A 25,866-nucleotide genomic window follows, 5' to 3' on the forward strand; every position below is an offset into this window, starting at 1 on the left:
CAGCGCTTCCAACGCCACCTTGGCCTTGAATTCTGGATGATGTTGCTTCCGTTTCGACATTCCTGATCTCCTTCGTGTTGAAGATCAGCAGACTACAAATCGCAGCTTACGTCAGTGTCCGAATTTCGGGGGGTAGCTCACGACAGCGAATTGTTCCGAGAACTCATCAGGAAAAATCCGACTTACGAAATAGACAACGCAGGACAGTATTGCTATCCAAAAAAGGTATTGCTGCCGAAGTTGAATAAACTCGATTATCGGCTTAATATTCAGGATCATGACGTGAGCTAAATCTCTTAGAAATACCGCCAAGCATCGTTCCATTGCCATGGTGGTGCAAGCATTCTTTATCTTAATAAGAAGTAGATATCTCTCAGTGTCACTCCCGCTTTAGCTGAAAAGCGCAGAAAATCCAGAAGAGCACCATCTCTTATAGCCGCCCTTTACCCTCCCCCTCATCCAAATACCGCACCGCCTCCACATCAAATATCCGCCCGTCTTTCCCCCGTACCAGATTATGCTCGCTCAGCTCTCGGTCGCCCAGACGTGCGCGCCAATCCACCCGCATCAGCTCTAGGTCAATATCGCTGGCATCCGGCCCCTTGATCAGCGCCGCCAGCCGCCCGTGCATCCACGCCGACAGCACATCGTTCACCCGCTGCTGATACCCCGGCCCCATCTTGCGAAAGAACTTCACCACGTCCTCCTCCAGCCGCAGCGTCACCCGCGTCTTGGCTTGCCGCATCTTGCCGCGCGCGATCTCGTGCCATTCGTCAGGCACGCGGCGTTTGTCCAGCATCTGCTGGTGCAGGTCCCATTCGATCTGCTTCATCAGATCGACAAAGTAATTATGATGTTCACGCTGTATCTTGCCCGCCTGTCGCATGTTAACCCTTTCAAAATTCCCATGGGCAGTCTGCAAAATTTTCGTTAATAACGTCCGAACAGAGCGTATGCACAGCCGGTGCACGCGCGGTGCACATTGTGTGACACCCCCGCAGACACCGCGTTATCCACAGGCGTTAACCACGCTAGAAGCCCGTGATTAAAGAGGAAACAAAGATGTACACACCCGCAATTACAGGCTCCGGCGTTTTCACCCCTGAACAGGTTATTACCAACGCCGAACTGGTCGCCTCTTTCAACGCTTATGTCGATCTCTACAACGCTGAAAACGCAGCAAAAATCGACGCCGGAGAGCTGCCCGCAAAAGCATATTCCTCCGAAGAATTCATCGTCAAAGCCTCTGGCATCAACCAGCGTTATGTCATTGATAAAAAAGGTATCCTCGACCCAACTGTGATGCATCCCCTCCTGCGCCAGCGCAGCGATGACGAACCCTCGCTCATGGCCGAAATGGCCCTTGATGCCGCCACCAAAGCCCTCACCGCCGCAGGCAAAACCGCCGCCGATGTAGACGCCGTGATCTGCGCCGCCTCCAACCTCGAACGCGCCTATCCTGCCGTCGCGATAGAGATCCAAGACCTGTTGGAAATCAACGGCTTCGCCTTTGATATGAATGTCGCTTGCTCCTCTGCCACCTTCGGGATTCAGGCAGCCGCAGACATGATCCGCTCCGGCTCAATCCGCAGCGCGCTGGTCGTTAACCCGGAAATATGCTCTGCCCATTTAGAATGGCGCGACCGTGACTGCCATTTCATCTTTGGCGATGTGGCGACGGCGGTTTTTCTGGAACGGACAGAGGATGCGACCGGCCCCTACTTTGAAATCAAATCAACCCGTTGCGCGACGGACTTCTCGAACAACATCCGCAACAACAACGGCTTCTTGCGCCGCTCCCGACCCGACGGCTTGGCTGACCGCCGCGATATGCAATTCATGCAGAATGGCCGCAAAGTGTTCAAAGAGGTGCTGCCCATGGTGGCTGCCCATATCTCAGAACACATGACCGACAACAACGTGCAAGCCACTGATTTAAAACGTGTTTGGCTGCACCAAGCCAATAAATCCATGAATGATTTCATCGGCAAAAAGGTCTTGGAGCGCACCCCCGAAGAAGGTGAGCAACCCAACATCCTGCAAGATTACGCCAACACATCCTCCGCCGGCTCGATCATCGCTTTTTCTCAGAATTCCAATGACTTCGAGGATGGAGACACCGGCCTGATCTGCTCTTTCGGGGCGGGGTATTCCGTGGGCTCGGTGATCGTTCAGAAACGCGGCTAGATCTTTTTGAGCGATACCCGCTCATGCACCTGCGCCGCTGTCTCAACCCGTTCTGAATACCGGTCCACAAGATAGTCGGCGCGGCCACGCACCAGCCAGGTGAATTTCACCAGCTCTTCCATCACATCAACTACACGCGCATAAAACGGCCCCTCAGGCAGACGCCCATCCTTATCGAACTCCAGCCAAGCCTTTGGAATACTGGATTGATTTGGGATGGTCACCATCCGCATCCAGCGGCCCAAAATCCGCATCTGGTTGACCGTATTAAACGACTGCGACCCGCCAGACACCTGCATAACCGCCAATGTCTTGCCCTGCGTCGGCCGTATGCCTCCCTGCAAGGACAGCGGAAGCCAGTCAATCTGGCTTTTCATAATGCTCGTCATCGCCCCATGCCGCTCGGGGCTGGACCAGACCATCCCCTCGGACCAGATAGCCAGTTCGCGCAATTCAGCGACTTTGGGATGATCCGCGTCTGCGTCATCAGGCTGCGGTAAACCACGAGGATCGAACAGCTTGGTCTCACAGCCCAACAGCTCAAGAATACGCGCTGATTCCTCCGCTGCACGGCGGGAATAGCTTTCCTCTCGTAGTGATCCGTAAAGCAATAAAATCCGTGGCTTATGCCCCGGATCATCATTGGATTTCAGATATTCGACATCAATTTCCGGAAGCGCGGCTGCGTTCAATGCAGGAAGGTTGTCAGACACCTTCATCTTCCAGATGCAGCTTCATATCCACCAGAACCTGCTGCAGCATGGTCGTTTCCTTCAACAGCCGTTTGGCCTCGTTGATGGTGATCTTCCCGTCTTCCATGGACTGTTGGTATTCCGCCATAAGCATGGCGAACCGCTGGCTCAGCGCGATCACATCCGAATTAACCGTCCCTTTGGACATGTCATTGGGCCTGCGTTCGTCATATTGAAGATGCGCACCTGAAAGTTCAGCCAAAGCTTGGGTCAGATGGGGGTAGCCAGCCGCCGTTTCCAGTGCTGCCACCGCATCCACCGGCATGAATCGATCTGCATGTTCATCATGGTCCGAATAATACCGCCCCAGCGTGGCCTTGGATTTGCCAGTAACTTCACAAGCGGCTTCAACGCCTACGGCTTTGACCAATGCTTCAGTATGCTTCTTCAAATAGTTGCCAGCGGCATTCATGTTCGTATCCTTAAACGCGAGTCCGTTCTTTATTGCATATATAGGCCAAGTTACGACAGTCATAGTACAATTCCCGCAACTTCGACCAAAAATGCGCCAAACGCCTTGTAATTGGAACTTCCGACTATGTAAAAACCGCTATGGCAAAGCTTTACTTCAATTATTCCACCATGAACGCAGGCAAATCGACTGTTTTGCTACAAGCGGCTCACAATTACAAAGAACGCGGCATGGTCCCGTATTTGATGACCGCAAAGCTTGACAACCGCGCAGGCGAAGGGCGGATCGCCTCCCGTATCGGCATCGGCGAGGACGCGGACACTTTTGACGCTCACGAAGATTTATTCGCCAAAGTGCAGAATCGTCTGAACACAGGCCCCTGTGCCTGTATTTTCATTGATGAAGCACACTTCCTAAGTGATGCTCAGGTCTGGCAAATCGCCCGCGCAGTAGATGAGCTGGGCGTGCCGATCATGTGCTATGGGCTGCGTGTGGATTTTATGGGGCAGCTGTTTCCCGGTTCTGCCGCTCTGCTGGCGCTTTCTGACGAGATGCGCGAGATCAGAACCATCTGCCATTGCGGAAAAAAGGCGACGATGGTGATCCGCCTTGATGCCGATGGCAATACCATGCGCGATGGCGCGCAGGTGCAGGTCGGCGGCAATGAAACCTATGTCTCGCTTTGCCGCCGCCATTGGCGTGCTGCCGTTAACGGCAGCTAAACGAGGTTCGGAGGCGTTTTTCCGACTAGGAAGGCTTGTAGATTCTCAACCGCCATACGGCCCATATCCACACGCACCTCCTCGGTTGCAGTACCTAAATGCGGCAATAGCACCACGTTATCCAGAGCCCTCAATGCCTCGGGGACCTCAGGCTCGAATTCGTAGACATCCAGCCCCGCACCCCCGATTGTCTTGTTGCCAAGCGCTTCGATCAGCGCATCCTCGGCGACCACATCACCGCGAGCGATATTGATCAAACGCGCATGAGGCTGCATCGCAGACAAGACGTCCTTGTCGATGATATGATGCGTTGCAGGGCTGGCCGGGACCGCAGTCACCAACACATCAACCGCAGCGGCCATAGCCTTTAGATCACTGTGATACGTCGCTTCAAAGGCAAGCTCTTTCCGGCCGCGCCCAAAGTAATGCACCGCCATATCAAAACCGAAATGACAACGCCGCGCGATGGCCTGCCCGATGCGGCCCATACCGACAATACCGACGCTTTTGCCCGTCAGATGCATGCCCAGCATTTGCGTCGGGTGCCAGCCTTCCCAAGCCCCCGCACGCACCAGCCGCTCACCTTCACCTGCGCGCCGCGCACTCATCAACATCAGGGTCATGGCCACATCCGCCGTGGCATCGGTAACCGCCCCGGGTGTGTTGCTCACCACGAGGCCCGCGGCCTGTGCTGCGGCTACGTCGATGTGGTTATAACCTACGCCGAAATTGGCCAACATCCGGCAGCGCGGCTGCGTAACATCGGCAAACACCTCTGCCGAGAACTGATCCCCAAGCGTACACAGGACGGCATCGAATTCTTGCAACGCGCTGCGCATCTCGGCACCGTCTAGCGGCGTTGTCAGATCGCGCCGCACAACATCCCACCCGTCAAGAAGCGGGTACACCGCGTCGGGCAATACTCTGGTTATAAGCAGCTTTTTCAATGCATCCGTCCTCCACTGGGGGTTTCGCTGTCCGGTGTGACCAAAACGATGGCCCCGTTTTCATCCGGCACACCCAGCACCAGCACTTCCGACATAAACGGGCCGATCTGGCGCGGCGGGAAGTTGACCACCGCCATCACCTGCTTCCCGATCAAACTTTCGGGCGTGTAGTGCACGGTAATCTGCGCAGAGGTTTTACGCACACCGATTTCAGCGCCAAAGTCGATCCACAGCTTTATCGCTGGCTTGCGCGCCTCAGGGAAGGCTTCGGCCTTTGTCACGCGTCCGGTGCGGATGTCGACCTTCATAAAATCATCAAAAGAAATCTCAGCCACGTGCCAGCTCCCGTGATCGCGCCGCTGCCGCAGCAACCGCGCGCCGCATCAGCGCGGGCATCCCGTCTTGTTCATCCATCAACACCTCCAGTGCGGCCTGCGTCGTACCATTAGGGCTGGTGACATTGATCCGCAGTTGTGTCGGATCCTCGTCAGCGGCCATGGCTAAGGCCCCTGCCCCCGCGACCGTCGCGCGGGCAAGCTGCATCGCCATATCGGCAGGCAGGCCTTCGGCGACACCGGCATCAGCAAGCGTTTCGATCATATGAAAGACATAGGCCGGACCAGAGCCGCTTACGCCGGTGACCGCGTCGATCTCGGCCTCTTCGGACAACCGCACAACTTCGCCTACAGCCGAGAGCAGCGATTCCGCCTCGTCCAGACCGCGCGCGCCTGCATGGTCATTGGCTACAATCGCCGTGATCCCTTGCGAGATGGCAGCAGGCGTATTGGGCATGGCGCGCACAACAGGTGTTTGCGCCCCCAATGTCGTTTCAAAGAAGGAGATCGGCGTACCGGCTGCCACGCTTACGAATACGGTGTCGCTGTTGCCCATATTGCGCAAAACCGGCAACGCCTCAGCCATCATTTGCGGCTTTACCGCCACCAGAACAATTGCAGGGGTCGCAGGAAGGTCCGTGTTTATTTGCACACCCGTCGCCTGCAACCATTCGGATGGATACGGGTCACGTACCCAAACCGACGCCGCCGGCAGTCCGCGCGCCAACCACCCTTCCAACATGGCCGAGCCCATCTTGCCGCAGCCCAAAAGCACCAGCCCCTGCGCCGCGATGCGTGAATTTTCCATGAGTATCCCCCTTTAGCTTTCGGGGAACAGGGTTACGCGCGCCCGTAGCCCTCTGCAATGGCGACTTGCAATGCATCATGCGGACTGCGGTCGCCCCAGATCACCAACTGAACCGCAGGGTAGTACCGCTCGGCACTCATCACGGCGGCACCGATCATCGTGTCGATCTGTTCAGGGCTGGCGATATGGCCGCCCGACAACACCAGACCGTAGCGGTACACCATCATCTGCTGCTCTTCCCAATAGGTAAAGGCACCGGCCCAGCAGCGATCATTCACATCGTTGAGCAGACTATAAAGCGCCGGCAACTTGTCTTCCGGTGGCTCCATCTCGAAGGTGCAAATGAGGCGCAGTGTTTCGTCATAGGCCGACCAGGCCAGTGTCACCGAATAGGTGCGCCATTGGCCTTCCACAGTCATAGCGATCTGTTCATCGGAAATTCGGTCAAAATCCCACTCATGATGAGCCGCTAGGGTCTCAACGATATCAATGGGGTGAATGTCATCTTCCAGATACTGTTCGGACAGGGCCATGATGCCACCTTTTTGTTGTCGCCAAAGCGGTGGGGCCTGATCTGCGCCCCCTAGCCTTGGGTGCTTACGCTAGCGGACGCGTGTTTGCCTGTGCGCCCTACAACATATGGTGGCGGGCACGATACAGTCTGGCAAGTGTTTTTCTGGGGATAACCCGCAACTATCTGGGGGTAACCGCAAAATATTGTGGAAAAATCGAAAATTTACGCAATATATCGAAAAATGCCCCGCCAACGGCAGAGCATTCAAAAAACTTCACTGAAAATAAGCGAGGCCGCGCAGGGTGGCGTGCCTCCGGATCGCGCCGGTTGCGGCTTACTTTGCCTCGATCGCGTCCAGCCGCGCCTTGAGCGCTTCGTTCTCTTCGCGCGCCTTCTGTGCCATTGCGCGCACAGCATCGAATTCTTCGCGGGTCACAAAATCGCGATCAGCCAACCAGCGGTCCAACATGCCCTTCATGGCATTTTCAGCCTCGTCTTTGGCCCCCTGAGCCACGCCCATAGCGTTTGTCATGATCTGGCTGAGGTCGTCAAAAATTTTATTGCGGGTCTGCATGAGGGTACTCCACTGGCTATAGCCCTTATATGGAGTGCCCTGCGCCGCCATGCAAGGTTGACATCGCCCGCCAGCCGCGCTCAATCACCGCATGCACGCATTCATCCCCTTCCCCGACATCTCGCCCGAGATTTTCTCGATCAATCTTTTTGGCATGAGCTTTGCGCTGCGCTGGTATGCGCTGGCTTATATTGCAGGGATTTTGCTTGGCTGGCGCTTGGTCGTGCGAGCCGCAAAAACGCCGCGCCTTTGGCGGGGGGAACAGCCCGTCATGACCCCCGTGCAGATCGAAGATCTGCTGACATGGGTGATCCTCGGGGTGATCCTTGGCGGGCGGCTGGGATATGTTCTGTTTTACCAGCCCGGATTTTACCTTTCGAACCCCGCCCAAATTTTACGGGTCTGGGAGGGCGGCATGTCCTTTCATGGTGGCGCACTAGGCGTGATCATCGCGGCCTTTCTATATACGGGCCGCCACAACATCCCCCGCATCAGCGCCGGCGATCTGGTCGCATTGGGCATTTTTCCGGGTTTGCTATTGGGTCGGCTGGCCAATTTCATCAATGCCGAATTATGGGGCCGCCCCACCGATCTGCCTTGGGGTGTAGCCTTTCCGACGGAGGCTGCGCAATATTGCCCCGACGTCGTGGGTATCTGTGCACGCCATCCCTCGCAGCTTTATGAAGCCGCGCTTGAGGGGGCCATATTGGGCGCCATCCTTGTCTGGCTTGCATGGCGACGTGGTGCTTTCAAAACGCCGGGCCTGCTGATGGGGACCTTTCTTGCCGGCTATGGCGTCGCGCGCTTTCTGGTCGAGTTCGTGCGCCAGCCGGATGCGCAATTTGTCACTGCCGGCAATCCCTTGGGCCTTGCCTTGCAGTCGGGCGGTTACGGGCTGACCATGGGACAGGTTCTTTGCGTGCCGATGATTGCCGTTGGCCTGTTCTTTATTGTGCGGGCACGGCGGCAAGCCGCATGAGCCTGCGCGACACGCTCATATCCCAGATATCCGCACAGGGGCCCATGCGTCTTGATGCCTATATCTCGACCTGCCTGCTGCACCCGACGCATGGGTACTACACAACCCGCACGCCCTTTGGTGCCCAAGGCGATTTTGTCACCGCACCCGAAATCAGCCAGATGTTCGGAGAGCTTGTAGGCCTTGCCCTTGCGCAAAACTGGTTGGATCAGGGTGCGCCCGCTCCCTTCACCCTTGCCGAGCTTGGCCCCGGTCGTGGCACGCTGATGGCCGACATCCTGCGCGCAACCAAAGCCGTGCCAGGATTTCACGATGCCGCTCAAATCACCCTGATGGAAGCATCCCCGGCCCTGCGCGCGCTTCAGGCAGAGGCGCTTGAGGGATATGCCCCCCGCTGGATCGACCAGATCGAAGAGCTCCCTGATCAGGCGACCTTTATTGTTGCAAATGAGTTTTTTGACGCGCTCCCCATTCGCCAATTCGTCCGCGAAGGAACCAAATGGCGCGAACGTCAGGTTGGCGTACAGGACGGTGCTTTGGTGTTTGGCCTTGGACCTGCACAGCCACAGCCCGCCTTTGCCGACCGGCTTGAGGATACCAAGGACGGCGACCTGATCGAGGATTGCCCTGCCGCAGCGCCGATCCTGTCGACAGTTTCAACCCGGATCGCCAGCCACGGCGGTGCCGCGTTGATCTTTGACTATGGCGACTGGCGCACGCTGGGCGATACCCTGCAAGCCGTACAAGACCATGCGCCCACCGATCCGCTGGCGGCCCCCGGATGTGCCGACCTGACGGCCCATGTGGATTTCGAGGCCTTGCTGCGTGCATGCCCACCAGCCGTGCCCAGCCGCATCACCCCCCAAGGGGTATTTCTGGAACGTCTTGGCATCACCCAGCGCGCGCAGTCTCTTGCCCAAAGCCTCACCGGTGAGCAATTAGATGACCACATCGCCGCACATCGCCGCTTGACGCACCCGCAGGAAATGGGAAACTTGTTCAAGACATTCGGCATCGTGCCAAATGGCGCCCCCATGCTACCCGGACTGGAAACATGACTCTCGAAATCCTGACCCTCGATTCGCTGCCCGCAAAGCACGGCTTTTTCACGCGCCGCGGCGGCGCCTCTTCGGGGGTGTTTTCAGGGCTGAACTGCGGGCATGGATCAACCGATCAGGCCGAGATCGTCGCCATCAACCGCGCGCGGGTGGCCGAGGCAATGGGTGTGGCACCTGACCACCTTTTGGGCGTGCATCAAGTCCACTCGCCCACCGCCATCGTTGTCGATTCTCCCATGCCGGAAAAGCCCCGCGCCGATGCGCTGGTCACGGCCACCCCCGGCTTGGCCCTGTCTGTACTGTCCGCCGATTGCCAGCCTGTGTTGTTTGCCGATGCGCAGGCCGGTGTGATTGGTGCGGCCCACGCGGGATGGCGCGGTGCGCTTGACGGTGTGCTAGAGGCCACTGTCGACGCGATGGAGACATTGGGTGCTGCACGCGAGAATGTCGTCGCGGTCATTGGCCCTTCGATCAGCCAACGCGCCTATGAGGTCGGTCCCGAATTCATGGACAGCTTCATGGATAACGACCCCGACTTTGCCCGCTATTTTATCAACGGCACCGGTGACCGGCTGTTGTTTGATCTACCGGGCTTTGGCCTCAACCGTTTGCGGGCGGCGGGTGTGGGACATGCAGAATGGACGCGCCACTGCACCTTTTCCGATCCGGATCGTTTCTACTCCTACCGGCGGGCCACTCATGCGAAAGAGGCCGACTATGGTCGTCTGATTGCGGCCATCACCCTGTAATCCGGCACAATTGCGGCACCTAGCGCCCCTTGGATGCCTAAATCGACAGCTTAGCGCAGCGAAACAATCAACTGCACTGTTTCCCGGATACGCACAATCATGCCCTAACCCCATATTTTCAAGGCTCTCGTAAAATAAGGCAGCCCGTGCCTCAATTGCTCCGCTACACGTGCCGTATTTTCTGAGATTCTTCGCTATTTGCCGTAAACCGGCCCGATTGCCCGTTCATATTCATCCTCAAGCAAGGGCATCGCCCCAAAACAAAGCAGACCATGAGGACAAGAACCATGAAAACCAACGCACGTTTCATCAAGTCGATCGTAAAAGCCGCTGCCGAGAATGACACCGTGATGCCTTGGGCCCGCGGGACCCGCCGCGCCGCCTTTATCGCAAAACGCAATGCTGCCGAAGCCCCGCTGCGCAAAACTGCCTGAGGCACATCTGAATAAATAGCAGCGCACTTCCCCCGAATGTGCGTTGATCATGATTTCTCCCCGCGTCGATTCGTGGGGAGTTTTCGATTCCAGCCCCCTCATTTCGCGCCCTGCATCAACAATGTGGCAGCTGCATCGAAAGAAACGGAAACAAATTCTAAAAAATTACTATTATTGATGCCCAGAGCAGCCGAAATGTCGTGTAACCTTTGACAATGAGGCGGAAAAATGGCGAATTATGTCTGGTAAAAGACACGAAATGACACATTATGTTATTTCCGTCGTTGTCGGTGGGGGCCGACGAGGGATGTGACAAAACCAAAGCAGGTTACGCACATGACATTGACTGCCAATCCAGCTGCCGTGCGGCTTAAGGGCCGTAAAACAGGGTACGGAATAATGAACTCTTCTCCGGCGGGCACTGCCACCCAAATGCCGCAGGCCCCGACAGCCAAGCGTATGTATGAGGTCGCCGCCTTGCGCGAGGACGACTCACTTTATATCGGGCAAAGCACAGCACCGGCGCTGCCTCTGTTTGAATCCGCTTTTTCTGCCTTTACGCACGGCAGCCTGATCCAGACCACGATGGGTCCGATCGCTATCGAGGATTTGCAACCCGGCGATATGGTACGCACCTCGACCGGTGAGCCGGCGATGCTTACGTGGATTGGAACGTCAACATTTTCGCCCCACGATACCGGACAGCGCACACCGCTCATCCGCATTATGCCAGATGCCCTTGGCCAATCACGGCCCGAGCGGTCTGTTACCGTTGGGCCGGGCGCACGTATCCTGCACACCGCCGCCAACCTGCGCGGCCTGTCAGACGGGCGGCAACTGTTGACGCCTGCATCGAGATTTGTGGATGGTGTGAATGTGATCGAAGTGACGCCGCCGACGCCTATCCGCCTGTTCCACATTTGCTTGTCACGCCATGCGGTGATCAATGTGGACGGGATCGAGATGGAAACCTTCCATCCCGGCTCTGCCGCGCCGCGTGAAATATCACACGCCCAACGCGACCGGTTTATTTCGCTATTTCCCAGAATTAGCCATTTGACCGACTTTGGCCCATTGGCCTCACCGCGCGCACCCGATCTGGACGTGCACTAAAACGCCAAGCTTGTAGCGAGCCGCATCATCACGGCTCGACGCGCAATCGTTCCTCTAGAACATCGAACGGAACGCCGGGGTCATCCTTGGCGTTTCGTATCACCAGCGAAGTCTTGACGCTTGCCACATTCGGGGCGGTCAACAGCTGGCCGGTGAGAAAGCTTTGAAAGCTCGACAGATCAGGTGCCACGCATTTGAGCATGAAATCCACCTCCCCGTTAAGCATGTGACACTCACGCACAAGCGACCATTCGCGGCAACGCTCTTCAAAGGCGGACAAATCCGCCTCGGCCTGGCTGCTCAGGCCGACCATTGCAAAAACCTGCACCTCAAAGCCCAGCGCGCGTGCGTTCACTTCGGCATGATAGCCGCGCACAAATCCTTGTTCTTCAAGGGTGCGCACACGGCGCAAACATGGCGGTGCAGAAATGCCGACCCGCTTGGCCAGCTCAACATTGGTCATCCGCCCATCTGCCTGCAATTCAGCTAGAATTTTCCGGTCAATCGGATCCAGTCGTGTACCAGCCATAAGCCCCCCAAAAGATTTCGATTGTTATACAAGCAATCAGATCAGGCGCAACATTATTTCAAACAAGCGCAACATTAGTAAAATTCATGCCCGTGCTTGCGTCAAGCGCGCAAAATGGCGACCCTCAAAACCGGTAATTCAAAGCCCTCCACGCCCAACAACGCGGCGTGAAGCGCTCCGCCCGCTTCACTGGGGTTTAAGCCAGCTACACAGGTGTATATATCAAGCCTGACAAAGATTCCTCGATATAAAAGGTGCCCCATGGCCGAGACACGCAAGACCAAGCTTCTGATCATCGGCTCAGGCCCAACAGGCTATACAGCCGGCATCTACGCCAGCCGCGCCATGCTGGAGCCGATCCTCGTTCAAGGGATTGAGCCAGGCGGTCAGCTAACCACCACCACCGAGGTCGAAAACTGGCCCGGCGACAACGAGGTACAAGGCCCCGACCTGATGCTGCGCATGGAAGCCCACGCCAAAGCGATGGGCACCGAGATCATCGGCGATATCATCACCGACCTTGATCTGTCCAAACGCCCCTTCACCGCCAAAGGCGACAGCGGCACGACCTATGTGGCTGATGCTGTGATCCTTGCCACGGGTGCGCGCGCCAAATGGCTGGGTCTTGAGACGGAAGAGAAATTCAAAGGCTTTGGAGTCTCCGCCTGCGCCACCTGCGACGGCTTCTTTTACCGCGGCCAAGAGATCGTCGTCATCGGCGGCGGCAATACCGCCGTAGAAGAAGCGCTATTCCTGACCAATTTTGCGTCGAAAGTCACGCTGGTGCACCGCCGCGACGAACTGCGCGCCGAGGCGATCCTGATCGACCGCCTGAAGAAAAACCCCAAGATCGAGCCGCTGTGGTTCCACCAGCTTGACGAAGTCTATGGCACCGATAGCCCACTGGGCGTTGACGGCATCAAGGTCAAGCACACCCAGACCGGCGAAATCACCGACATCCCCTGCAAAGGCGTCTTTGTTGCCATCGGCCACGCGCCCGCCAACGAGCTGGTCAAGGATACGCTGGAAACCCATATGGGCGGCTATGTTGTCACCAAACCTGACAGCACAGAAACCTCGATCCCCGGCGTGTTTGCCGCAGGCGACCTGACGGACCACAAATACCGTCAGGCAGTCACCTCTGCTGGAATGGGCTGCATGGCCGCACTTGAGGCCGAACGCTGGCTGGCCGAACAAGACGACGCCTGAACCCGACCTTGGCCGTCGCGGGTGCACCGCGACGGCCGTTGCCAAAACCACACGCACAGCCCCACCGCAAAGTTTGTTCTTTCGTGAACAAAGTTTTCATGTATACGTTCACTCATGAACAAACCCTGAGTGAACGATGCCCCTTGCTCCTGCAACATTAACCGCTGACCAAGAAGATCAGATGTTCCGGCTGCTTCGGCAGCTTGATATCGGGTCTGATGCGTCGCAGCGGGTTATCGCGCAAGCCGTCGGAATATCGCTTGGCCGCTTGAACGCGCTTTTGCGCCAAGCTACCGATGCGGGGCTTGTTCGTGTTACAGACCACAACGGACCAGACAAGCGCGCGCGCTTTGCCTACTCAATCACCCCCCGCGGCGCGGCCCTGAAAAACCGCCTCACGGATCAATTTCTGGCCAGAAAATTTGCAGAATATGACGCATTGCATGCAGAGCTGACCGGCACAACCTCGGGCCTATCCCCCCTAAATCATAGGACAAAATTCATTATGACAAACCTTGATCCCATTCCAGAACTTTATGTCTCATATGACAGCGCGCAAAAAATGAAGATCGAAGCCGGCGAAATGGTCAGCCACGACCTGACCCCGCGCCAGATCTGCGATCTTGAGCTGCTGATGAACGGCGGCTTCAACCCGCTCAAAGGCTTCCTGTCGCAAGCCGACTATGACGGTGTTGTTGAAAACATGCGCCTTGCCGACGGTAGCCTGTGGCCCATGCCAATCACGCTGGACGTATCCGAAGATTTCGCAGCATCGCTGGAAATCGGTCAGGACATCGCACTGCGCGACCAAGAAGGCGTGATTCTTGCCACCATGACCGTCACCGACAACTGGGTGCCGAACAAAGCGCTGGAAGCGGAAAAAGTATTCGGTGCCGACGATGACGCGCACCCCGCTGTCAACTACCTGCACAACCAAGCCGGCAAAGTATATCTGGGCGGCCCCGTGACCGGCATCCAGCAGCCAGTGCACTATGACTTCAAAGCACGCCGTGACACGCCAAACGAATTGCGCGCCTATTTCCGCAAAATGGGCTGGCGCAAAGTGGTTGCATTCCAAACCCGCAACCCGCTGCACCGCGCCCACCAAGAGCTCACCTTCCGCGCCGCACGCGAAGCCCAAGCCAACCTGCTGATCCACCCCGTTGTGGGCCTGACCAAGCCGGGCGATGTGGACCACTTTACCCGCGTGCGTTGCTATGAGGCGGTTCTGGACCAATACCCACAGTCCACTACCTCTATGTCGCTGCTGAACCTCGCCATGCGTATGGCTGGCCCACGTGAGGCTGTCTGGCACGGTCTGATCCGCAAAAACCACGGCTGCACCCACTTTATCGTTGGTCGCGACCACGCAGGCCCCGGCTCCAACTCTCAGGGCGAAGATTTCTACGGCCCCTATGATGCACAGGAGCTCTTCCGCGCGCATCAAGAAGAAATGGGCATCGAAATGGTCGATTTCAAACACATGGTTTGGGTGCAAGAGCGCGCACAATATGAAGCCATGGACGAGATCAAAGACAAAGACGATGTGACCATCCTAAACATCTCGGGCACCGAGCTGCGCCGCCGTTTGGCCGAAGGTCTGGAAATTCCTGAGTGGTTCTCCTTCCCTGAAGTTGTAAAAGAGCTGCGCCGCACCAAGCCACCGCGTGCCAAACAGGGCTTTACCGTCTTCTTCACAGGCTTCTCCGGCTCGGGCAAATCCACCATTGCCAACGCTTTGATGGTAAAACTGATGGAGCAAGGCGGCCGCCCTGTGACATTGCTTGACGGTGACATTGTGCGCAAAAACCTGTCTTCAGAGCTGGGCTTTAGCAAAGAGCACCGCGACCTGAACATCCGCCGCATCGGCTATGTTGCATCCGAGATCACCAAGAACGGTGGCATCGCGATCTGTGCCCCCATCGCCCCCTATGCCACCACGCGCCGCGCCGTGCGTGAAGACATCGAGAGCTTTGGTGCCTTTGTTGAAGTGCATGTTGCCACTTCGATCGAGGAATGCGAACGCCGTGACCGCAAAGGCCTGTACAAGCTGGCCCGCGAAGGCAAGATCAAGGAATTCACAGGCATCTCCGATCCCTATGACGTTCCAACAAATGCTGAGCTGGTTATCGAGACAGAAAGCGTTGATGTCGACAACTGCGCGCATCAGGTTCTGCTCAAGCTCGAAAGCATGGGTCTGATCAAGGGCTAAACCCTTTGCAGCGAAAAGAAGAAAGGCCAACCTTACGGGGTTGGCCTTTTGCGTTCCGACACGAAAACCCGCGCCAATCGCCTAATCCAGATAGGCAGTGCCCGACATCACCACCACACCCTGCCCGCTGACCTTTACCCCCGTGATCGCATCCCGCGAGCCAAGGACTTCGACTTGCGCCTGCCCCGCCCGCCCCATGCCGTGGCCTTGCTCGGCTGTGAAGGTCGGGCTCTTGATCAGCCCATATGCCCACAGATAACTTGCCATGCAGCCCGTGGCCGAGCCAGTGAACGGGTCTTCGGGCGGGCTGGGCGGTGCCATGAGCAAGCGACTGTAGGTGTCGCCTGCTTGGGTCGCCCCCTCGAGCGTGACCCAGAACGGCTCCATCACATCTATATCACCGCTGCCCAATGCAGCCCCATATGCCGCCAACGCGTCCGCATCCATGCGCAATGCCTCTAAAGTGGCGCGATCCTTGAGCACGGTGATGCAGAACGGCAAGCCCGTCGAGACAACCTGTGGCGGGTGAATAATGTCGGCAGGATCAATCCCGCCCACAGCGGCGACCAGCGCCTTGTCCGGCTGCACACCAAAGACGGGCGCGATCTGGGTCATGCTGACCTGCGCTCCCTGCACCGTCACATGGACAAGCCCTGCCCCCGTTTCCAACACCAGCGGACCATCGTTGATCATGCCACGGTTACGCATCGCAACAACGGTCGCAACGGTGGGGTGGCCAGCAAAAGGAATCTCGCGACTGGCAAGAAAGTAGCGCACATGAATATCGGCAACATCCGAAGGGCCGGTAAAAGTACATTCAACTAACGAGGTTTCCCGCACATAGGCCATGCAAACCTCATCAGACAGCTGTGCGCCGCCATGCACCACCGCACAGCCGTTCCCTCCAAAGGGCACATCACTAAATGCATCCACCCAATCAAATTCAAACGCCATCCATCTACTCCGAATGAAAAAGGGCCGCCCGATGGCAGCCCTTACATGAAATCCTGAAATATCGCGCGGTCAAGCGTGCTAATGTACCAATACAGGCGCGTAATTATGTTCGCGCGCAAGATCGAATGCCAGCTTGCGGTCCCCCACAAGGGCAAGCTGCTGACCCTTTGCATCATGCACTGCGAACAGCTGTTCAAGGCCTTCTGCCTGATCGCGCACCTCACGGGGGAGGTCCGTCACGGCGATCGTTTTGACATATACGGTGCGATCCTGCTGGTCTGTCATTAAACTCATGTCCATGTCGTTTACCCCTTTCGGATATTGATGGTCTGCACAACCGTTTCAGGCTTGGCTTGGGTCAGGTCCACATGCAGCAAACCGTTCTCCATCAGCGCCTCGCCCACTTCGACCCCGTCAGCCAGCACAAAACTGCGCTGGAACTGGCGGCCCGCGATGCCGCGATGCAAGAACACGCGGTCTTCGCCATCGTCGCTCTGTCGTCCCCGGATGACCAATTGACGGTCCTCAACGGTGATCGACAGGTTAGCTTCGGAGAACCCTGCGACCGCCAGCGTAATGCGATAGCTGCGCTCCGACGTCTGTTCGATGTTGAAAGGCGGATACCCCTCGTTGCCGGATTTTGCACTGCGCTCCAACACGCGCTCCAGCTGCTCAAACCCCAACATATGCGGATATGAGGCAAGTGTAAGTTTCGTCATCTATGACACGTCCTTATGATCTCAAGCGACAGTCTGTGCTGCCCCGATTTCGGCAGCGGCACCTCATTAATATGGGAACTACGGAGCAATCGCGCAAGGGCTAGGCGGCACAGTGGTTAAGGCTTATGATGAAAACTACAATTCCGGAGCAGAATCGAAACGTTTATGACCGACCAAAATGACCCCGCCATGAAGAACGATGAAGTGCTGCGTGTGGAACTTGAAGTATACCGCCGCGAGCACCGCGATCTGGATGATGCGATCCATGCGCTCAATGAACGTGGCACAGCCGATCCGCTCACCCTGCAACGGCTGAAAAAGCAAAAATTACGTCTCAAAGACCGCATCGCCCAGATTGAAGACCGCCTGACGCCGGATATCATCGCCTAAGCCTGCGCAAATCTGCATCCCCACATCAACAACGCCTCTCCGCCACATTGCCCCGCCAAGCGGAATGACTATAGTGCGGGTCGAAATCTATGATCTAAAAGGGCCTATTTTCATGAGCACCCCCCCCGTTGGCATCATCATGGGATCACAATCCGATTGGCCCACCATGCGCGAAGCGGCAACGCTTCTGGATGAGTTGGGCATCGCCTATGAGACACGCATTGTCTCGGCGCACCGCACACCCGACCGGCTGTGGGACTATGGCAAAACCGCCGCCACACGCGGCTTGCAGGTGATCATCGCCGGTGCTGGTGGTGCTGCGCATTTGCCGGGCATGATGGCTTCTAAGACCCGCGTGCCGGTGGTTGGCGTGCCAATCCAGACCAAAGCCTTGTCAGGGGTCGACAGCCTATATTCCATCGTGCAAATGCCACGCGGCTTTCCCGTGGCGACCATGGCCATTGGTGCGGCTGGTGCAGCCAATGCCGCGCTGATGGCCGCTGGCATTCTGGCGCTACAAGACCCTGCGCTGGCCACACGGCTGGACGCATGGCGCGACGCGCTCTCGGCCTCTATCCCCGAGGTGCCCAGCGATGACTAACCCTCTACCAACAGGCGCAACCATCGGGATTCTGGGCGGCGGTCAACTTGGCCGCATGCTGAGCGTTGCCGCCGCACGTCTGGGCCTGCGCACCCATATTTTCGAGCCCGGTGCCAACCCGCCTGCCGCAGATGTCGCCCATCGCGTGACCACAGCCTCTTATGACGACACCGCAGCGCTCGAGGCTTTTGCCCGCTCTGTCGATCTGGTCACCTATGAGTTTGAGAACATCCCCACCGAGGCGCTGGATGCGATCGAGGCACTTACTCCGATCCACCCCAACCGCCGCGCGCTTGGCACCTCCCAAGATCGGCTGGTCGAGAAGAACTTCCTACAAGACATCGGCCTGAAGGTCGCGCCCTTTGCGGATATCACCGATGCCGCAAGCCTTGATGCGGCGATTGCCACGATTGGCACGCCCGCAATCCTGAAAACACGGCGCTTTGGCTATGACGGCAAGGGCCAGTCCCGCTTGCACAGCGCCGATGATGCGGCCACAGCGCTTGCCGATATGGCCGGTGCCCCAGCGGTGCTGGAGGGGTTTGTCGACTTCTCCATCGAGATTTCCATCATTGCCGCGCGCAACCCGCAGGGCGAGGTTGCCTGTTATGATCCCGGTGAAAACGTGCACCGTGACGGGATCTTGCACACCACCACCGTTCCTGCAGCCATTCCGGCCAGCCTGCGCACCGATGCTATCCTGCTTGCAGCCAAGATATTGAACACGCTGGACTATGTAGGCGTCATGGGGGTTGAGTTGTTTATCACCCCTCAGGGACCAATCGTGAACGAGATTGCGCCGCGCGTGCATAATTCAGGTCACTGGACCCAGAATGGCTGTGCTGTGGACCAATTCGAGCAACACATCCGCGCCATCGCGGGCTGGCCGCTTGGCGATGGCAGCCGCCATTCGGATGTCGTGATGGAAAACCTGATTGGCCATGATGTGGACCGCCTGCCCGAGCTTGCCCGTGAAACGGGCTGCGCGCTGCATCTTTACGGAAAAGCCGAGACAAAACAGGGCCGCAAAATGGGCCACGTCAACCGGATCAAAACCTGATCCCTGCGGCAGGGGCGCGTCGCGTATGAACGCTCCGCCCCTGCCGCACACCTCAGCCTATGAAACGCGCGGCGATATCGCCGCTCATATAGCTCATGCGCCCCTGCACCATGGTCGCCGCCACGCGCAGCGTCTCGCGGTCAAGCACCACAATATCCGCACGTTTGCCGGCTTCCAGCACGCCGCGATCATCCAGCCCCAGCACCGCCGCCGGCCCTGCAGACACCAGCCCCCAAGCCCCATTCAGATCCCGCATCCCGTTTTGCCACAGCATCAAGGCCGCGCGCCGCGCACTGGGATAGTGGTAATCCGAGGCAAGCGCATCGCAATGCCCCATCGCAATCAGGTCAATCGCTGACAGGTTGAGGTTATGAGAGCCGCCGCGCACCACATTCGGCGCGCCCATCACCACGATTGAGCCCATCTCGGCTGCCGCTTCCGCCGCGGCCAATGTCTCAGGGAACTCCGCAACCGTGGCCCCCCGCGCGGCCCAGATCGCACGGGTATCACGGGTGGTGTCATCATGGCTGCCCATCGTGATGCCCTTCTGTGCAAGCTGCTTGCACAAAGCATCCAATGCTCCGGGCACCTCATCCGCCCGCGCCTCCATCGCCTGCATCATTGCCAGATGTTTCTCGGGGCTGCGGCGCGCCTTGAGCGCTTGGGACACAAGCCTGCGCGGCTGACGCCCCTCTTGCAGGCGGTCGTGGGGAAGGTGATCGTTGAACACGATATAGCGCAGACCCCAGCCCTCCATCATCGCGGGCAGACCCTCATAAAGGTCCAATTGGTAGGTCTCAAAGCGCAGCTGCCCCCGCAAGTCCGTCACCATAGAGGGGGCCACATCGCGCAGATTGGAAAACACCTGTTCGGCGAATTCGAGGCTGCGCACGCCGCCTTCCCAGCTGACAAACTGCGCCAGCGTGGCGGTCGTGATCCCATTGGCGGCAAGCTCTGCCTCCACGGCAACCAATCCTTCGGCCATCTGCTTCATGGCACCACGGCGCGGGGCCAGATGCCGCTCAAACCCGTCGCCATGCACATCCACGATGCCCGGCAAGACCAGATAGCCGCTCAGATCGACCTCGCGGCCCACGGGTGCATCCACGATCACCCCCTCGGCAAAGGAAAGGCCATCGCGGTGCAAGCCTTGCGGGCCCAACACTTCGGCCCCAGTCAAATCAAGGTTCATCATTACGCGTCTCTACTCCTGGCAAACACTCACCCTCGGGACAGCCTAACTGCTCCAACACCGCGTCCAAAAGCGTCAGATCAGGGTCAAACTGTCCGCTGCGCAGAAAACTGACCGTCTGCGCAATCACCCGAGGGTTATTCATCATAAACGTATGCGTCACCGGCAAGGTCAGATGCGCCTTCATCCCCTCAAGCCGCGTGGAGGCCACCGAAACCTTACCGTCATCCTCGCCTGGCAGCAGCGACGAGAAATAAGGGTTGAACGACTGCGACCCCGCAATCACCCCCAGCTCGAAATTCGCCGCAGGCAGGCTAAGCGGCAGAGAATCAGGCCCCGTGCCCATCTGCTGCCCCGCTGGACCGTTGATCCAGTCAAAGACCAACACATCGCGCAGCGCATCCACGATTTCACTGCCGTGATTGGGCGGTGCAAGCATGACCACGCGGCCGATATGCGCAGGCCCCACTTCGCTTATCCACTGGCGCAGCAGAATCCCCCCCATGGAATGGGTCACAAAATCCACTTTATCCGTGCCGCAAGCCGCAACAGCCTCAGGCAGCGTTTCATCAGTAAGCTCGGCAATCGGGGCTTCGGTCGACGGATAGCCGGGACGCACAACACGCCATCCTTCGGCCTCAAGTGCGGTTTCCATCAGGACAAAGGAGGTCTCGGTCCGCGCAAGCCCGTGCAACAGCACAACACAGCGCGCTTGCGCCGCGCTTGCCGTCAGGCACAGGGCACCTATGATCAGGGAAAGCTTCATGACGCGTTATGTAGTGCCAATCGTCGCGGTTGTAATCCCCCAACCGTCCCGAACCGGAAAGGGCCACGGCCGATGACTCCCACGACCCCACCACGCCTTGCCGTGCGCGCGATCATAATGCATGAAAACCGGCTTTTGCTGGTCAACGCATGGCCCGATGGCAAAAGCGATCTGATGTGCGCACCCGGCGGCGGGGTCGAGCGTGGCAGCGCCCTGCCCGACAACCTGCTGCGCGAGGTCTATGAGGAAACCGGCCTGAAAATCGAGGTAGGCGCGCCCTGTCTGGTAAATGAATTTCACGACCCGAACGGCAGCTTTCATCAGGTGGATGTCTATTTTCGCTGTACCCTGCTGAGCGCGCCAGCGCTGGATCACACATGGCAGGACGTGGACCGGGTTGTGACGGACCGCCGATGGGTCACCCGCACGGAAATGGAGCAACTACGCGTCAAACCCGATAGTCTGGCCGCTGTGGCGTGGGGGGACGCCGATGCGCCGATGTACGACCCGCTTGAGCCCTTTATCGTTTAGCCGTGACCGCCCAACCGATACCGCCCAACACCAGCGCAGCCGCCACCACGACAATGGGTTGCACCGCTTCGCCCAATAAAACCGCGCCTGCGACGATCGCAATAACCGGCACACTCAACTGAACCACCGCCGCGGTTGTGCCGCGCATTTGGGTCAAAACGCTATACCACAACGCATATCCAAGGCCGGACATTACCGCCCCCGATGCAATGGCAAGGGCAAAGCCAACGACGCTACCGTTGATCTGATGACCAATCAGCGTGAGCAGCATAATAGGCAGGCACAGGATAAAACTGGCCCCTGTGGCCGCCAGAGGGTCAGCCTCGCGGCGACCGATAATCGAGTAAACAGCCCAGCCAAGCCCGGCGATCACCATGAAAACCGCGCCCAAAGGATCTGTAACGCTCTCCGGTCCGGGCCAAAGCACCAGTACAAGCCCCGCAAAAGCAAGCCCCGCACCGGATAATTGACGCATTGTGGGCGGCTGACCTGTCACACTGGAGTGCGCGAACATCGTGATCTGGGTGACACCAAACAAAATAAGCGCCCCCAAACCGGCATCAAGCGTCAGATACGCCAGCGAGAAACCGATCATATATGCGGTCAGGCTGATCGCCCCCGGCAACCGTACCTTGCGCAACAGCGGCAAGGATATACCGCGCCACATGGAAATAGCGCCAAGTATCGCAGCCCCCGCCGCGACACGCACGACCGAGAATGACATCGCATCAAGATGCCCCCCGTCAACCGCCGCGCGGGTAAGGACAGAATTCGCGGCAAAGGCACACATGGTGAGGATGGTCAGAAGGATCAATCGCATGGTGTCACGCCTACCCTCTTCCTCACCCACGGCCAAGCAGATTGCAGAGACCCTGTTCAGGAAAATGTAAATTCATCGTTATCACGCAATCGCGCAACAGCGCACCAAGCGCGCCACTGTCCTACCCAACGTCCGGATAGCTATAGCGGGCAAAGACCTACTCAAGTTCTTGTTGGAACAATCCCACAACAGATAGCGTTTGCGCCTCGGAGGGCCGGTTTGTCCTGCCTTCAAAGGAAAAGATTAAACCTGGCGGTAACGCACCTCACCCCGATCAGAAATGCCCATCAGGAAGCACAAGGTCCACACACAGGCCCGGTGCCGCATCCGAAAGGTGGATATAGCCCCCATAATAAGCCGCAACCTTGCGAACATTGGCTAACCCCATGCCCGTTCCCTCCACCTCATCGCGTGGACGAAGGGTTGTCATAGCGCTCAATGCCTTTGCATAATGCCGTTCCGGGATGCCCGGCCCGTCATCGCGCACGGTGAACCGCACCATACCCCCCTCTTTTCGTGTTCGCAGCTCAACCTTGCCAGCGGCCGCATTTCCGTGATGTTTGACCGCATTACCGATAAGGGCACTCCACACCATCAGCGCGTCCTGCTCGCCCATGCGGATGTGATCGCATTCGATATCCCGGTCCAGTGTCATCCCTTCCGGCATCGACAGCCCGCTCAGCACTTCATCAATACAGGCGTTCAGGTTGACTTCGACGATGTCCTGCATCCGTCCCACCCGCGAATAGGCAAGCAGATCAACCAACATCCGGTCAAGCCGCGCCGTGTGGCGGTTCAGCAGCTCAATGGAATCGGCCACCGGACCGGATATCTGAACACCGGCATCGGCAAGGTCTTCGACAATCCATTGCGGCAGCTCGATCAACGCACGAACCGAAGCGCGTACATCATGGCTCATCAGGTAAATGAAATCGTCAAAGTCTTGTGCGTCAGCCTCTTGTGAATGCTGGTTGCTCATGAGAGCGGCGGCTGGGTTATGCATGATGGATCACCTTCTGTGGCCTGTCACGCAAATCAATATCAAGCTGGACCTTTCAGGGTGGTTAACGCAAACGCCTGTCCGGCTGGATTATCCCCCAACGCCATGCCCCAAACGCAACAAGAGGCCCCAAAGGGCCTCTTGCGCAGTCTTTTTCAGCAATAGGGCTGATGCGTTTACATCATGCCGCCCATGCCGCCCATGCCGCCCATGTCTGGCATACCGCCAGCAGCGCCACCGTCTTTGGATGGCAGATCGCCAACCATTGCTTCGGTGGTGATCAGCAGGCCGGCAACAGACGCTGCGTCTTGCAGTGCTGTACGCACGACTTTTGCAGGGTCAATCACGCCGAATTTGAACATGTCGCCATATTCTTCGGTCTGAGCGTTAAAGCCGAATGTCAGGTCGTCGCTCTCGCGGATTTTGCCCGCAACAACGGAACCGTCAACACCAGAGTTCTCGGCGATCTGGCGCAGAGGCGCTTCGATTGCGCGGCGCACGATTGCGATACCGACGTTCTGGTCAGAGTTTGCACCCTCAAGACCTTCCAGCGCTTTGCCGCCTTGGATCAGAGCAACACCACCACCGACAACAACACCTTCTTGAACAGCGGCACGTGTCGCGTTCAATGCATCGTCAACGCGGTCTTTGCGCTCTTTCACTTCCACTTCGGACATGCCGCCAACGCGGATCACGGCAACACCACCGGCCAGTTTGGCCACGCGCTCTTGCAGTTTCTCTTTGTCGTAGTCGGATGTTGTTTCTTCAATCTGGTTACGGATCTGGGCAACACGTGCTTCGATCTCGGCTTTTGCGCCTGCACCGTCAACGATGGTGGTCTCATCCTTGGTGATCTGCACTTTCTTGGCAGTACCCAGCATGTCCATGGTCACGGACTCAAGCTTCATGCCCAGATCTTCGGAGATCACTTGACCGCCTGTGAGGATTGCAAGGTCTTGCAGCATGGCTTTGCGGCGATCGCCGAAACCAGGTGCTTTGACCGCTGCGATTTTCAGGCCGCCGCGCAGTTTGTTAACAACCAGAGTTGCCAGCGCTTCGCCTTCAACATCTTCTGCGATGATCAGCAGAGGCTTTTGGCTCTGGATCACTTGCTCAAGCAGCGGCACCATTGGCTGAAGGCTGGAGAGTTTTTTCTCGTGCAGCAGGATGATGCAGTCTTCCAGCTCGACGGTCATTTTGTCGGAGTTGGTGACGAAGTATGGGGACAGGTAGCCGCGGTCGAACTGCATGCCTTCAACAACATCGGTTTCTGTTTCCAGACCTTTGTTCTCTTCAACAGTGATAACGCCTTCGTTGCCGACTTTTTGCATCGCGTCCGCGATCTGACGACCGATTTCCGCTTCGCCGTTGGCAGAGATTGTACCAACCTGAGCAACTTCGTCGCTGTCTGTGACAGGGCGCGCTGCTGTTTTGATCGCGTCGACGACTTTGGCTGTTGCCATGTCGATGCCGCGTTTGAGATCCATCGGGTTCATGCCAGCGGCAACCGATTTCATGCCTTCGCGTACGATCGCTTGGGCCAGAACAGTCGCGGTTGTTGTACCATCGCCTGCTTCGTCGTTGGTGCGGGAAGCAACTTCCTTGACCATCTGCGCGCCCATGTTCTCGAACTTGTCTTCCAGCTCGATCTCTTTGGCGACAGATACACCGTCTTTTGTGATGCGTGGGGCACCGAAGGATTTATCCAGAACCACGTTACGGCCTTTAGGGCCCAGTGTTACTTTGACGGCGTCTGCAAGGATGTTCACACCCTTGAGCATTTTGTTGCGCGCGTCTGTACCGAATTTGACGTCTTTTGCAGCCATTTTCGAAGTCTCCTAAAAATTTGGTTTACGATGGAAAACGTGTCGTAGGGTGGGTGAAACCCACCTGCCCTGTGATCAGGACAGGATCCCCATGATGTCGCTTTCTTTCATCATCAGCATCTCAACGCCGTCGACAGTTACTTCTGTGCCGGACCATTTGCCGAACAGGATTTTGTCGCCAGCTTTCACTGCTGGTGCGATCAGCTCACCATTGTCTTTGCGTGCGCCTTCGCCCACTGAAACAACTTCGCCCTCGGAAGGTTTCTCTTTTGCGCTGTCTGGAATGATCAGCCCGCCAGCAGTTTTCTCTTCGCTTTCTGTGCGCTTAACCAGCACGCGGTCGTGAAGCGGTGTCAATGCCATCTTTGTAGCTCCTTGATGCTCAAAGTTATACCTTTAAAACCGGCCCTTCACCTGAAGCGACCAGTCGTTATCACTCACCAATGTCGAGTGCTAACGAGGGATAGGTATGG

At 57.6% G+C, this 25,866-nt stretch carries 31 protein-coding genes; 13 read left to right on the forward strand and 18 right to left on the reverse strand.

Going from position 1 to position 25,866, the window contains the following annotated elements; genetic code table 11:
* Positions 1 to 430: 430 nt before the first annotated feature.
* On the reverse strand, positions 431 to 886 hold the full coding sequence (locus ABJM03_RS03390) for a BrnA antitoxin family protein (RefSeq protein WP_348415539.1): 456 nt from the start codon (positions 884 to 886) through the stop codon (positions 431 to 433).
* 176 nt (positions 887 to 1,062) lie between these two features.
* Here ABJM03_RS03390 and ABJM03_RS03395 point away from each other — a divergent pair, with 176 nt between their 5' ends.
* On the forward strand, positions 1,063 to 2,187 hold the full coding sequence (locus ABJM03_RS03395; protein ID WP_348415541.1) for a beta-ketoacyl-ACP synthase III: 1,125 nt from the start codon (positions 1,063 to 1,065) through the stop codon (positions 2,185 to 2,187).
* Here the strand turns inward: ABJM03_RS03395 and arsH are convergent.
* Positions 2,184 to 2,906 (reverse strand): arsenical resistance protein ArsH, encoded by a 723-nt coding sequence (gene arsH / locus ABJM03_RS03400; protein ID WP_348415543.1) that lies wholly within the window; start codon positions 2,904 to 2,906, stop codon positions 2,184 to 2,186. The two genes, ABJM03_RS03395 and arsH, sit on opposite strands and share 4 nt — an antisense overlap.
* Positions 2,893 to 3,351, reverse strand: coding sequence for a hypothetical protein (locus ABJM03_RS03405; protein ID WP_348415545.1), 459 nt, complete (start codon positions 3,349 to 3,351; stop codon positions 2,893 to 2,895). Before ABJM03_RS03405 ends, arsH begins: the two co-directional genes overlap by 14 nt.
* Before the next feature lie 140 nt (positions 3,352 to 3,491).
* On the opposite strand from ABJM03_RS03405, the gene ABJM03_RS03410 reads away from it, so the two are divergent.
* A complete protein-coding gene (locus ABJM03_RS03410; RefSeq protein WP_348415546.1) occupies positions 3,492 to 4,073 on the forward strand; it encodes a thymidine kinase in 582 nt (193 codons plus the stop codon).
* Here the strand turns inward: ABJM03_RS03410 and ABJM03_RS03415 are convergent.
* The 5 genes from ABJM03_RS03415 to ABJM03_RS03435 form a co-directional block, all read right to left on the reverse strand.
* Positions 4,070 to 5,020: a D-glycerate dehydrogenase gene (locus tag ABJM03_RS03415; protein WP_348415548.1), complete on the reverse strand. Its 951-nt coding sequence runs from the start codon at positions 5,018 to 5,020 to the stop codon at positions 4,070 to 4,072. The genes ABJM03_RS03410 and ABJM03_RS03415 overlap by 4 nt on opposite strands.
* Positions 5,017 to 5,355: a tRNA-binding protein gene (locus ABJM03_RS03420; RefSeq protein ID WP_348415550.1), complete on the reverse strand. Its 339-nt coding sequence runs from the start codon at positions 5,353 to 5,355 to the stop codon at positions 5,017 to 5,019. Before ABJM03_RS03420 ends, ABJM03_RS03415 begins: the two co-directional genes overlap by 4 nt.
* The gene (gene proC / locus ABJM03_RS03425; RefSeq protein WP_348415552.1) at positions 5,348 to 6,163 is read right to left on the reverse strand and encodes a pyrroline-5-carboxylate reductase; all 816 of its coding nucleotides are present in this window, start codon (positions 6,161 to 6,163) and stop codon (positions 5,348 to 5,350) included. The genes ABJM03_RS03420 and proC overlap by 8 nt, the downstream gene beginning before the upstream one ends.
* A 32-nt stretch (positions 6,164 to 6,195) precedes the next feature.
* Complete coding sequence (locus ABJM03_RS03430) at positions 6,196 to 6,696, reverse strand: YbjN domain-containing protein (RefSeq protein WP_348415554.1); 501 nt, start codon at positions 6,694 to 6,696, stop codon at positions 6,196 to 6,198.
* A gap of 315 nt (positions 6,697 to 7,011) precedes the next feature.
* Positions 7,012 to 7,251, reverse strand: coding sequence for an accessory factor UbiK family protein (locus tag ABJM03_RS03435; RefSeq protein WP_348415556.1), 240 nt, complete (start codon positions 7,249 to 7,251; stop codon positions 7,012 to 7,014).
* A gap of 91 nt (positions 7,252 to 7,342) precedes the next feature.
* On the opposite strand from ABJM03_RS03435, the gene lgt reads away from it, so the two are divergent.
* The 5 genes from lgt (at position 7,343) to ABJM03_RS03460 (ending at position 11,584) form a co-directional block, all read left to right on the forward strand.
* Positions 7,343 to 8,230 carry a prolipoprotein diacylglyceryl transferase gene (gene lgt, locus ABJM03_RS03440; RefSeq protein ID WP_348415558.1) on the forward strand — a complete coding sequence of 296 codons (888 nt, stop codon included), beginning with the start codon at positions 7,343 to 7,345 and terminating at the stop codon, positions 8,228 to 8,230.
* Positions 8,227 to 9,288, forward strand: coding sequence for an SAM-dependent methyltransferase (locus ABJM03_RS03445; protein WP_348415559.1), 1,062 nt, complete (start codon positions 8,227 to 8,229; stop codon positions 9,286 to 9,288). The genes lgt and ABJM03_RS03445 overlap by 4 nt, the downstream gene beginning before the upstream one ends.
* Complete coding sequence (pgeF, locus tag ABJM03_RS03450) at positions 9,285 to 10,037, forward strand: peptidoglycan editing factor PgeF (RefSeq protein ID WP_348415561.1); 753 nt, start codon at positions 9,285 to 9,287, stop codon at positions 10,035 to 10,037. The genes ABJM03_RS03445 and pgeF overlap by 4 nt, the downstream gene beginning before the upstream one ends.
* A 287-nt stretch (positions 10,038 to 10,324) precedes the next feature.
* Positions 10,325 to 10,471: a hypothetical protein gene (locus tag ABJM03_RS03455; protein ID WP_348415563.1), complete on the forward strand. Its 147-nt coding sequence runs from the start codon at positions 10,325 to 10,327 to the stop codon at positions 10,469 to 10,471.
* Positions 10,472 to 10,807: 336 nt separating this feature from the next.
* Positions 10,808 to 11,584, forward strand: a complete 777-nt coding sequence (locus tag ABJM03_RS03460; protein ID WP_348415565.1) for a Hint domain-containing protein — start codon at positions 10,808 to 10,810, stop codon at positions 11,582 to 11,584.
* 28 nt (positions 11,585 to 11,612) lie between these two features.
* Here the strand turns inward: ABJM03_RS03460 and ABJM03_RS03465 are convergent, their stop codons facing one another.
* Positions 11,613 to 12,113 carry an Lrp/AsnC family transcriptional regulator gene (locus ABJM03_RS03465; RefSeq protein WP_348415567.1) on the reverse strand — a complete coding sequence of 167 codons (501 nt, stop codon included), beginning with the start codon at positions 12,111 to 12,113 and terminating at the stop codon, positions 11,613 to 11,615.
* Positions 12,114 to 12,374: 261 nt separating this feature from the next.
* On the opposite strand from ABJM03_RS03465, the gene trxB reads away from it, so the two are divergent.
* The gene (trxB, locus tag ABJM03_RS03470; RefSeq protein ID WP_348415569.1) at positions 12,375 to 13,322 is read left to right on the forward strand and encodes a thioredoxin-disulfide reductase; all 948 of its coding nucleotides are present in this window, start codon (positions 12,375 to 12,377) and stop codon (positions 13,320 to 13,322) included.
* 136 nt (positions 13,323 to 13,458) lie between these two features.
* Complete coding sequence (locus tag ABJM03_RS03475; RefSeq protein ID WP_348415571.1) at positions 13,459 to 15,534, forward strand: bifunctional sulfate adenylyltransferase/adenylylsulfate kinase; 2,076 nt, start codon at positions 13,459 to 13,461, stop codon at positions 15,532 to 15,534.
* Between the two features lie 81 nt (positions 15,535 to 15,615).
* Here the strand turns inward: ABJM03_RS03475 and ABJM03_RS03480 are convergent, their stop codons facing one another.
* The 3 genes from ABJM03_RS03480 to ABJM03_RS03490 form a co-directional block, all read right to left on the reverse strand.
* Positions 15,616 to 16,488, reverse strand: coding sequence for a PhzF family phenazine biosynthesis protein (locus ABJM03_RS03480; RefSeq protein WP_348415573.1), 873 nt, complete (start codon positions 16,486 to 16,488; stop codon positions 15,616 to 15,618).
* Between the two features lie 78 nt (positions 16,489 to 16,566).
* Positions 16,567 to 16,788: a DUF1150 family protein gene (locus tag ABJM03_RS03485; protein ID WP_348415575.1), complete on the reverse strand. Its 222-nt coding sequence runs from the start codon at positions 16,786 to 16,788 to the stop codon at positions 16,567 to 16,569.
* Between the two features lie 5 nt (positions 16,789 to 16,793).
* Positions 16,794 to 17,207 carry an Hsp20 family protein gene (locus tag ABJM03_RS03490; protein WP_348415577.1) on the reverse strand — a complete coding sequence of 138 codons (414 nt, stop codon included), beginning with the start codon at positions 17,205 to 17,207 and terminating at the stop codon, positions 16,794 to 16,796.
* Between the two features lie 165 nt (positions 17,208 to 17,372).
* Here ABJM03_RS03490 and ABJM03_RS03495 point away from each other — a divergent pair, with 165 nt between their 5' ends.
* The 3 genes from ABJM03_RS03495 (at position 17,373) to ABJM03_RS03505 (ending at position 19,258) form a co-directional block, all read left to right on the forward strand.
* Positions 17,373 to 17,597: a DUF465 domain-containing protein gene (locus tag ABJM03_RS03495; RefSeq protein ID WP_348415579.1), complete on the forward strand. Its 225-nt coding sequence runs from the start codon at positions 17,373 to 17,375 to the stop codon at positions 17,595 to 17,597.
* A 112-nt stretch (positions 17,598 to 17,709) separates the two neighbouring features.
* Positions 17,710 to 18,198 (forward strand): 5-(carboxyamino)imidazole ribonucleotide mutase, encoded by a 489-nt coding sequence (purE, locus tag ABJM03_RS03500; protein WP_348415581.1) that lies wholly within the window; start codon positions 17,710 to 17,712, stop codon positions 18,196 to 18,198.
* Entirely contained in the window at positions 18,191 to 19,258 is a 1,068-nt protein-coding gene (locus tag ABJM03_RS03505) for a 5-(carboxyamino)imidazole ribonucleotide synthase (protein ID WP_348415583.1), read from the forward strand. Before purE ends, ABJM03_RS03505 begins: the two co-directional genes overlap by 8 nt.
* Positions 19,259 to 19,310: 52 nt before the next feature.
* Here ABJM03_RS03505 and ABJM03_RS03510 read toward each other — a convergent pair whose 3' ends face one another.
* Together ABJM03_RS03510 and ABJM03_RS03515 are read right to left on the reverse strand one after the other, a co-directional pair.
* Positions 19,311 to 20,453 carry an alpha-D-ribose 1-methylphosphonate 5-triphosphate diphosphatase gene (locus ABJM03_RS03510; RefSeq protein ID WP_348415584.1) on the reverse strand — a complete coding sequence of 381 codons (1,143 nt, stop codon included), beginning with the start codon at positions 20,451 to 20,453 and terminating at the stop codon, positions 19,311 to 19,313.
* Positions 20,440 to 21,216 carry an alpha/beta fold hydrolase gene (locus tag ABJM03_RS03515; RefSeq protein WP_348415586.1) on the reverse strand — a complete coding sequence of 259 codons (777 nt, stop codon included), beginning with the start codon at positions 21,214 to 21,216 and terminating at the stop codon, positions 20,440 to 20,442. The genes ABJM03_RS03510 and ABJM03_RS03515 overlap by 14 nt, the downstream gene beginning before the upstream one ends.
* A gap of 72 nt (positions 21,217 to 21,288) precedes the next feature.
* On the opposite strand from ABJM03_RS03515, the gene ABJM03_RS03520 reads away from it, so the two are divergent.
* Positions 21,289 to 21,747 carry an NUDIX hydrolase gene (locus ABJM03_RS03520; protein ID WP_348415588.1) on the forward strand — a complete coding sequence of 153 codons (459 nt, stop codon included), beginning with the start codon at positions 21,289 to 21,291 and terminating at the stop codon, positions 21,745 to 21,747.
* Here the strand turns inward: ABJM03_RS03520 and ABJM03_RS03525 are convergent.
* From ABJM03_RS03525 to ABJM03_RS03540, 4 genes are all read right to left on the reverse strand, one after another.
* Positions 21,737 to 22,567: a DMT family transporter gene (locus tag ABJM03_RS03525; protein WP_348415590.1), complete on the reverse strand. Its 831-nt coding sequence runs from the start codon at positions 22,565 to 22,567 to the stop codon at positions 21,737 to 21,739. The two genes, ABJM03_RS03520 and ABJM03_RS03525, sit on opposite strands and share 11 nt — an antisense overlap.
* 274 nt (positions 22,568 to 22,841) lie before the next feature.
* Positions 22,842 to 23,570: a HAMP domain-containing sensor histidine kinase gene (locus tag ABJM03_RS03530; protein WP_348415592.1), complete on the reverse strand. Its 729-nt coding sequence runs from the start codon at positions 23,568 to 23,570 to the stop codon at positions 22,842 to 22,844.
* Positions 23,571 to 23,743: 173 nt separating this feature from the next.
* Positions 23,744 to 25,393, reverse strand: coding sequence for a chaperonin GroEL (gene groL, locus ABJM03_RS03535; RefSeq protein WP_348415594.1), 1,650 nt, complete (start codon positions 25,391 to 25,393; stop codon positions 23,744 to 23,746).
* A gap of 75 nt (positions 25,394 to 25,468) precedes the next feature.
* Complete coding sequence (locus ABJM03_RS03540; RefSeq protein WP_348415596.1) at positions 25,469 to 25,756, reverse strand: co-chaperone GroES; 288 nt, start codon at positions 25,754 to 25,756, stop codon at positions 25,469 to 25,471.
* Between the last annotated feature and the right edge of the window lie 110 nt (positions 25,757 to 25,866).

It is taken from the genome of Sulfitobacter sp., assembly GCF_039977885.1.
GTDB lineage: Bacteria > Pseudomonadota > Alphaproteobacteria > Rhodobacterales > Rhodobacteraceae > Sulfitobacter.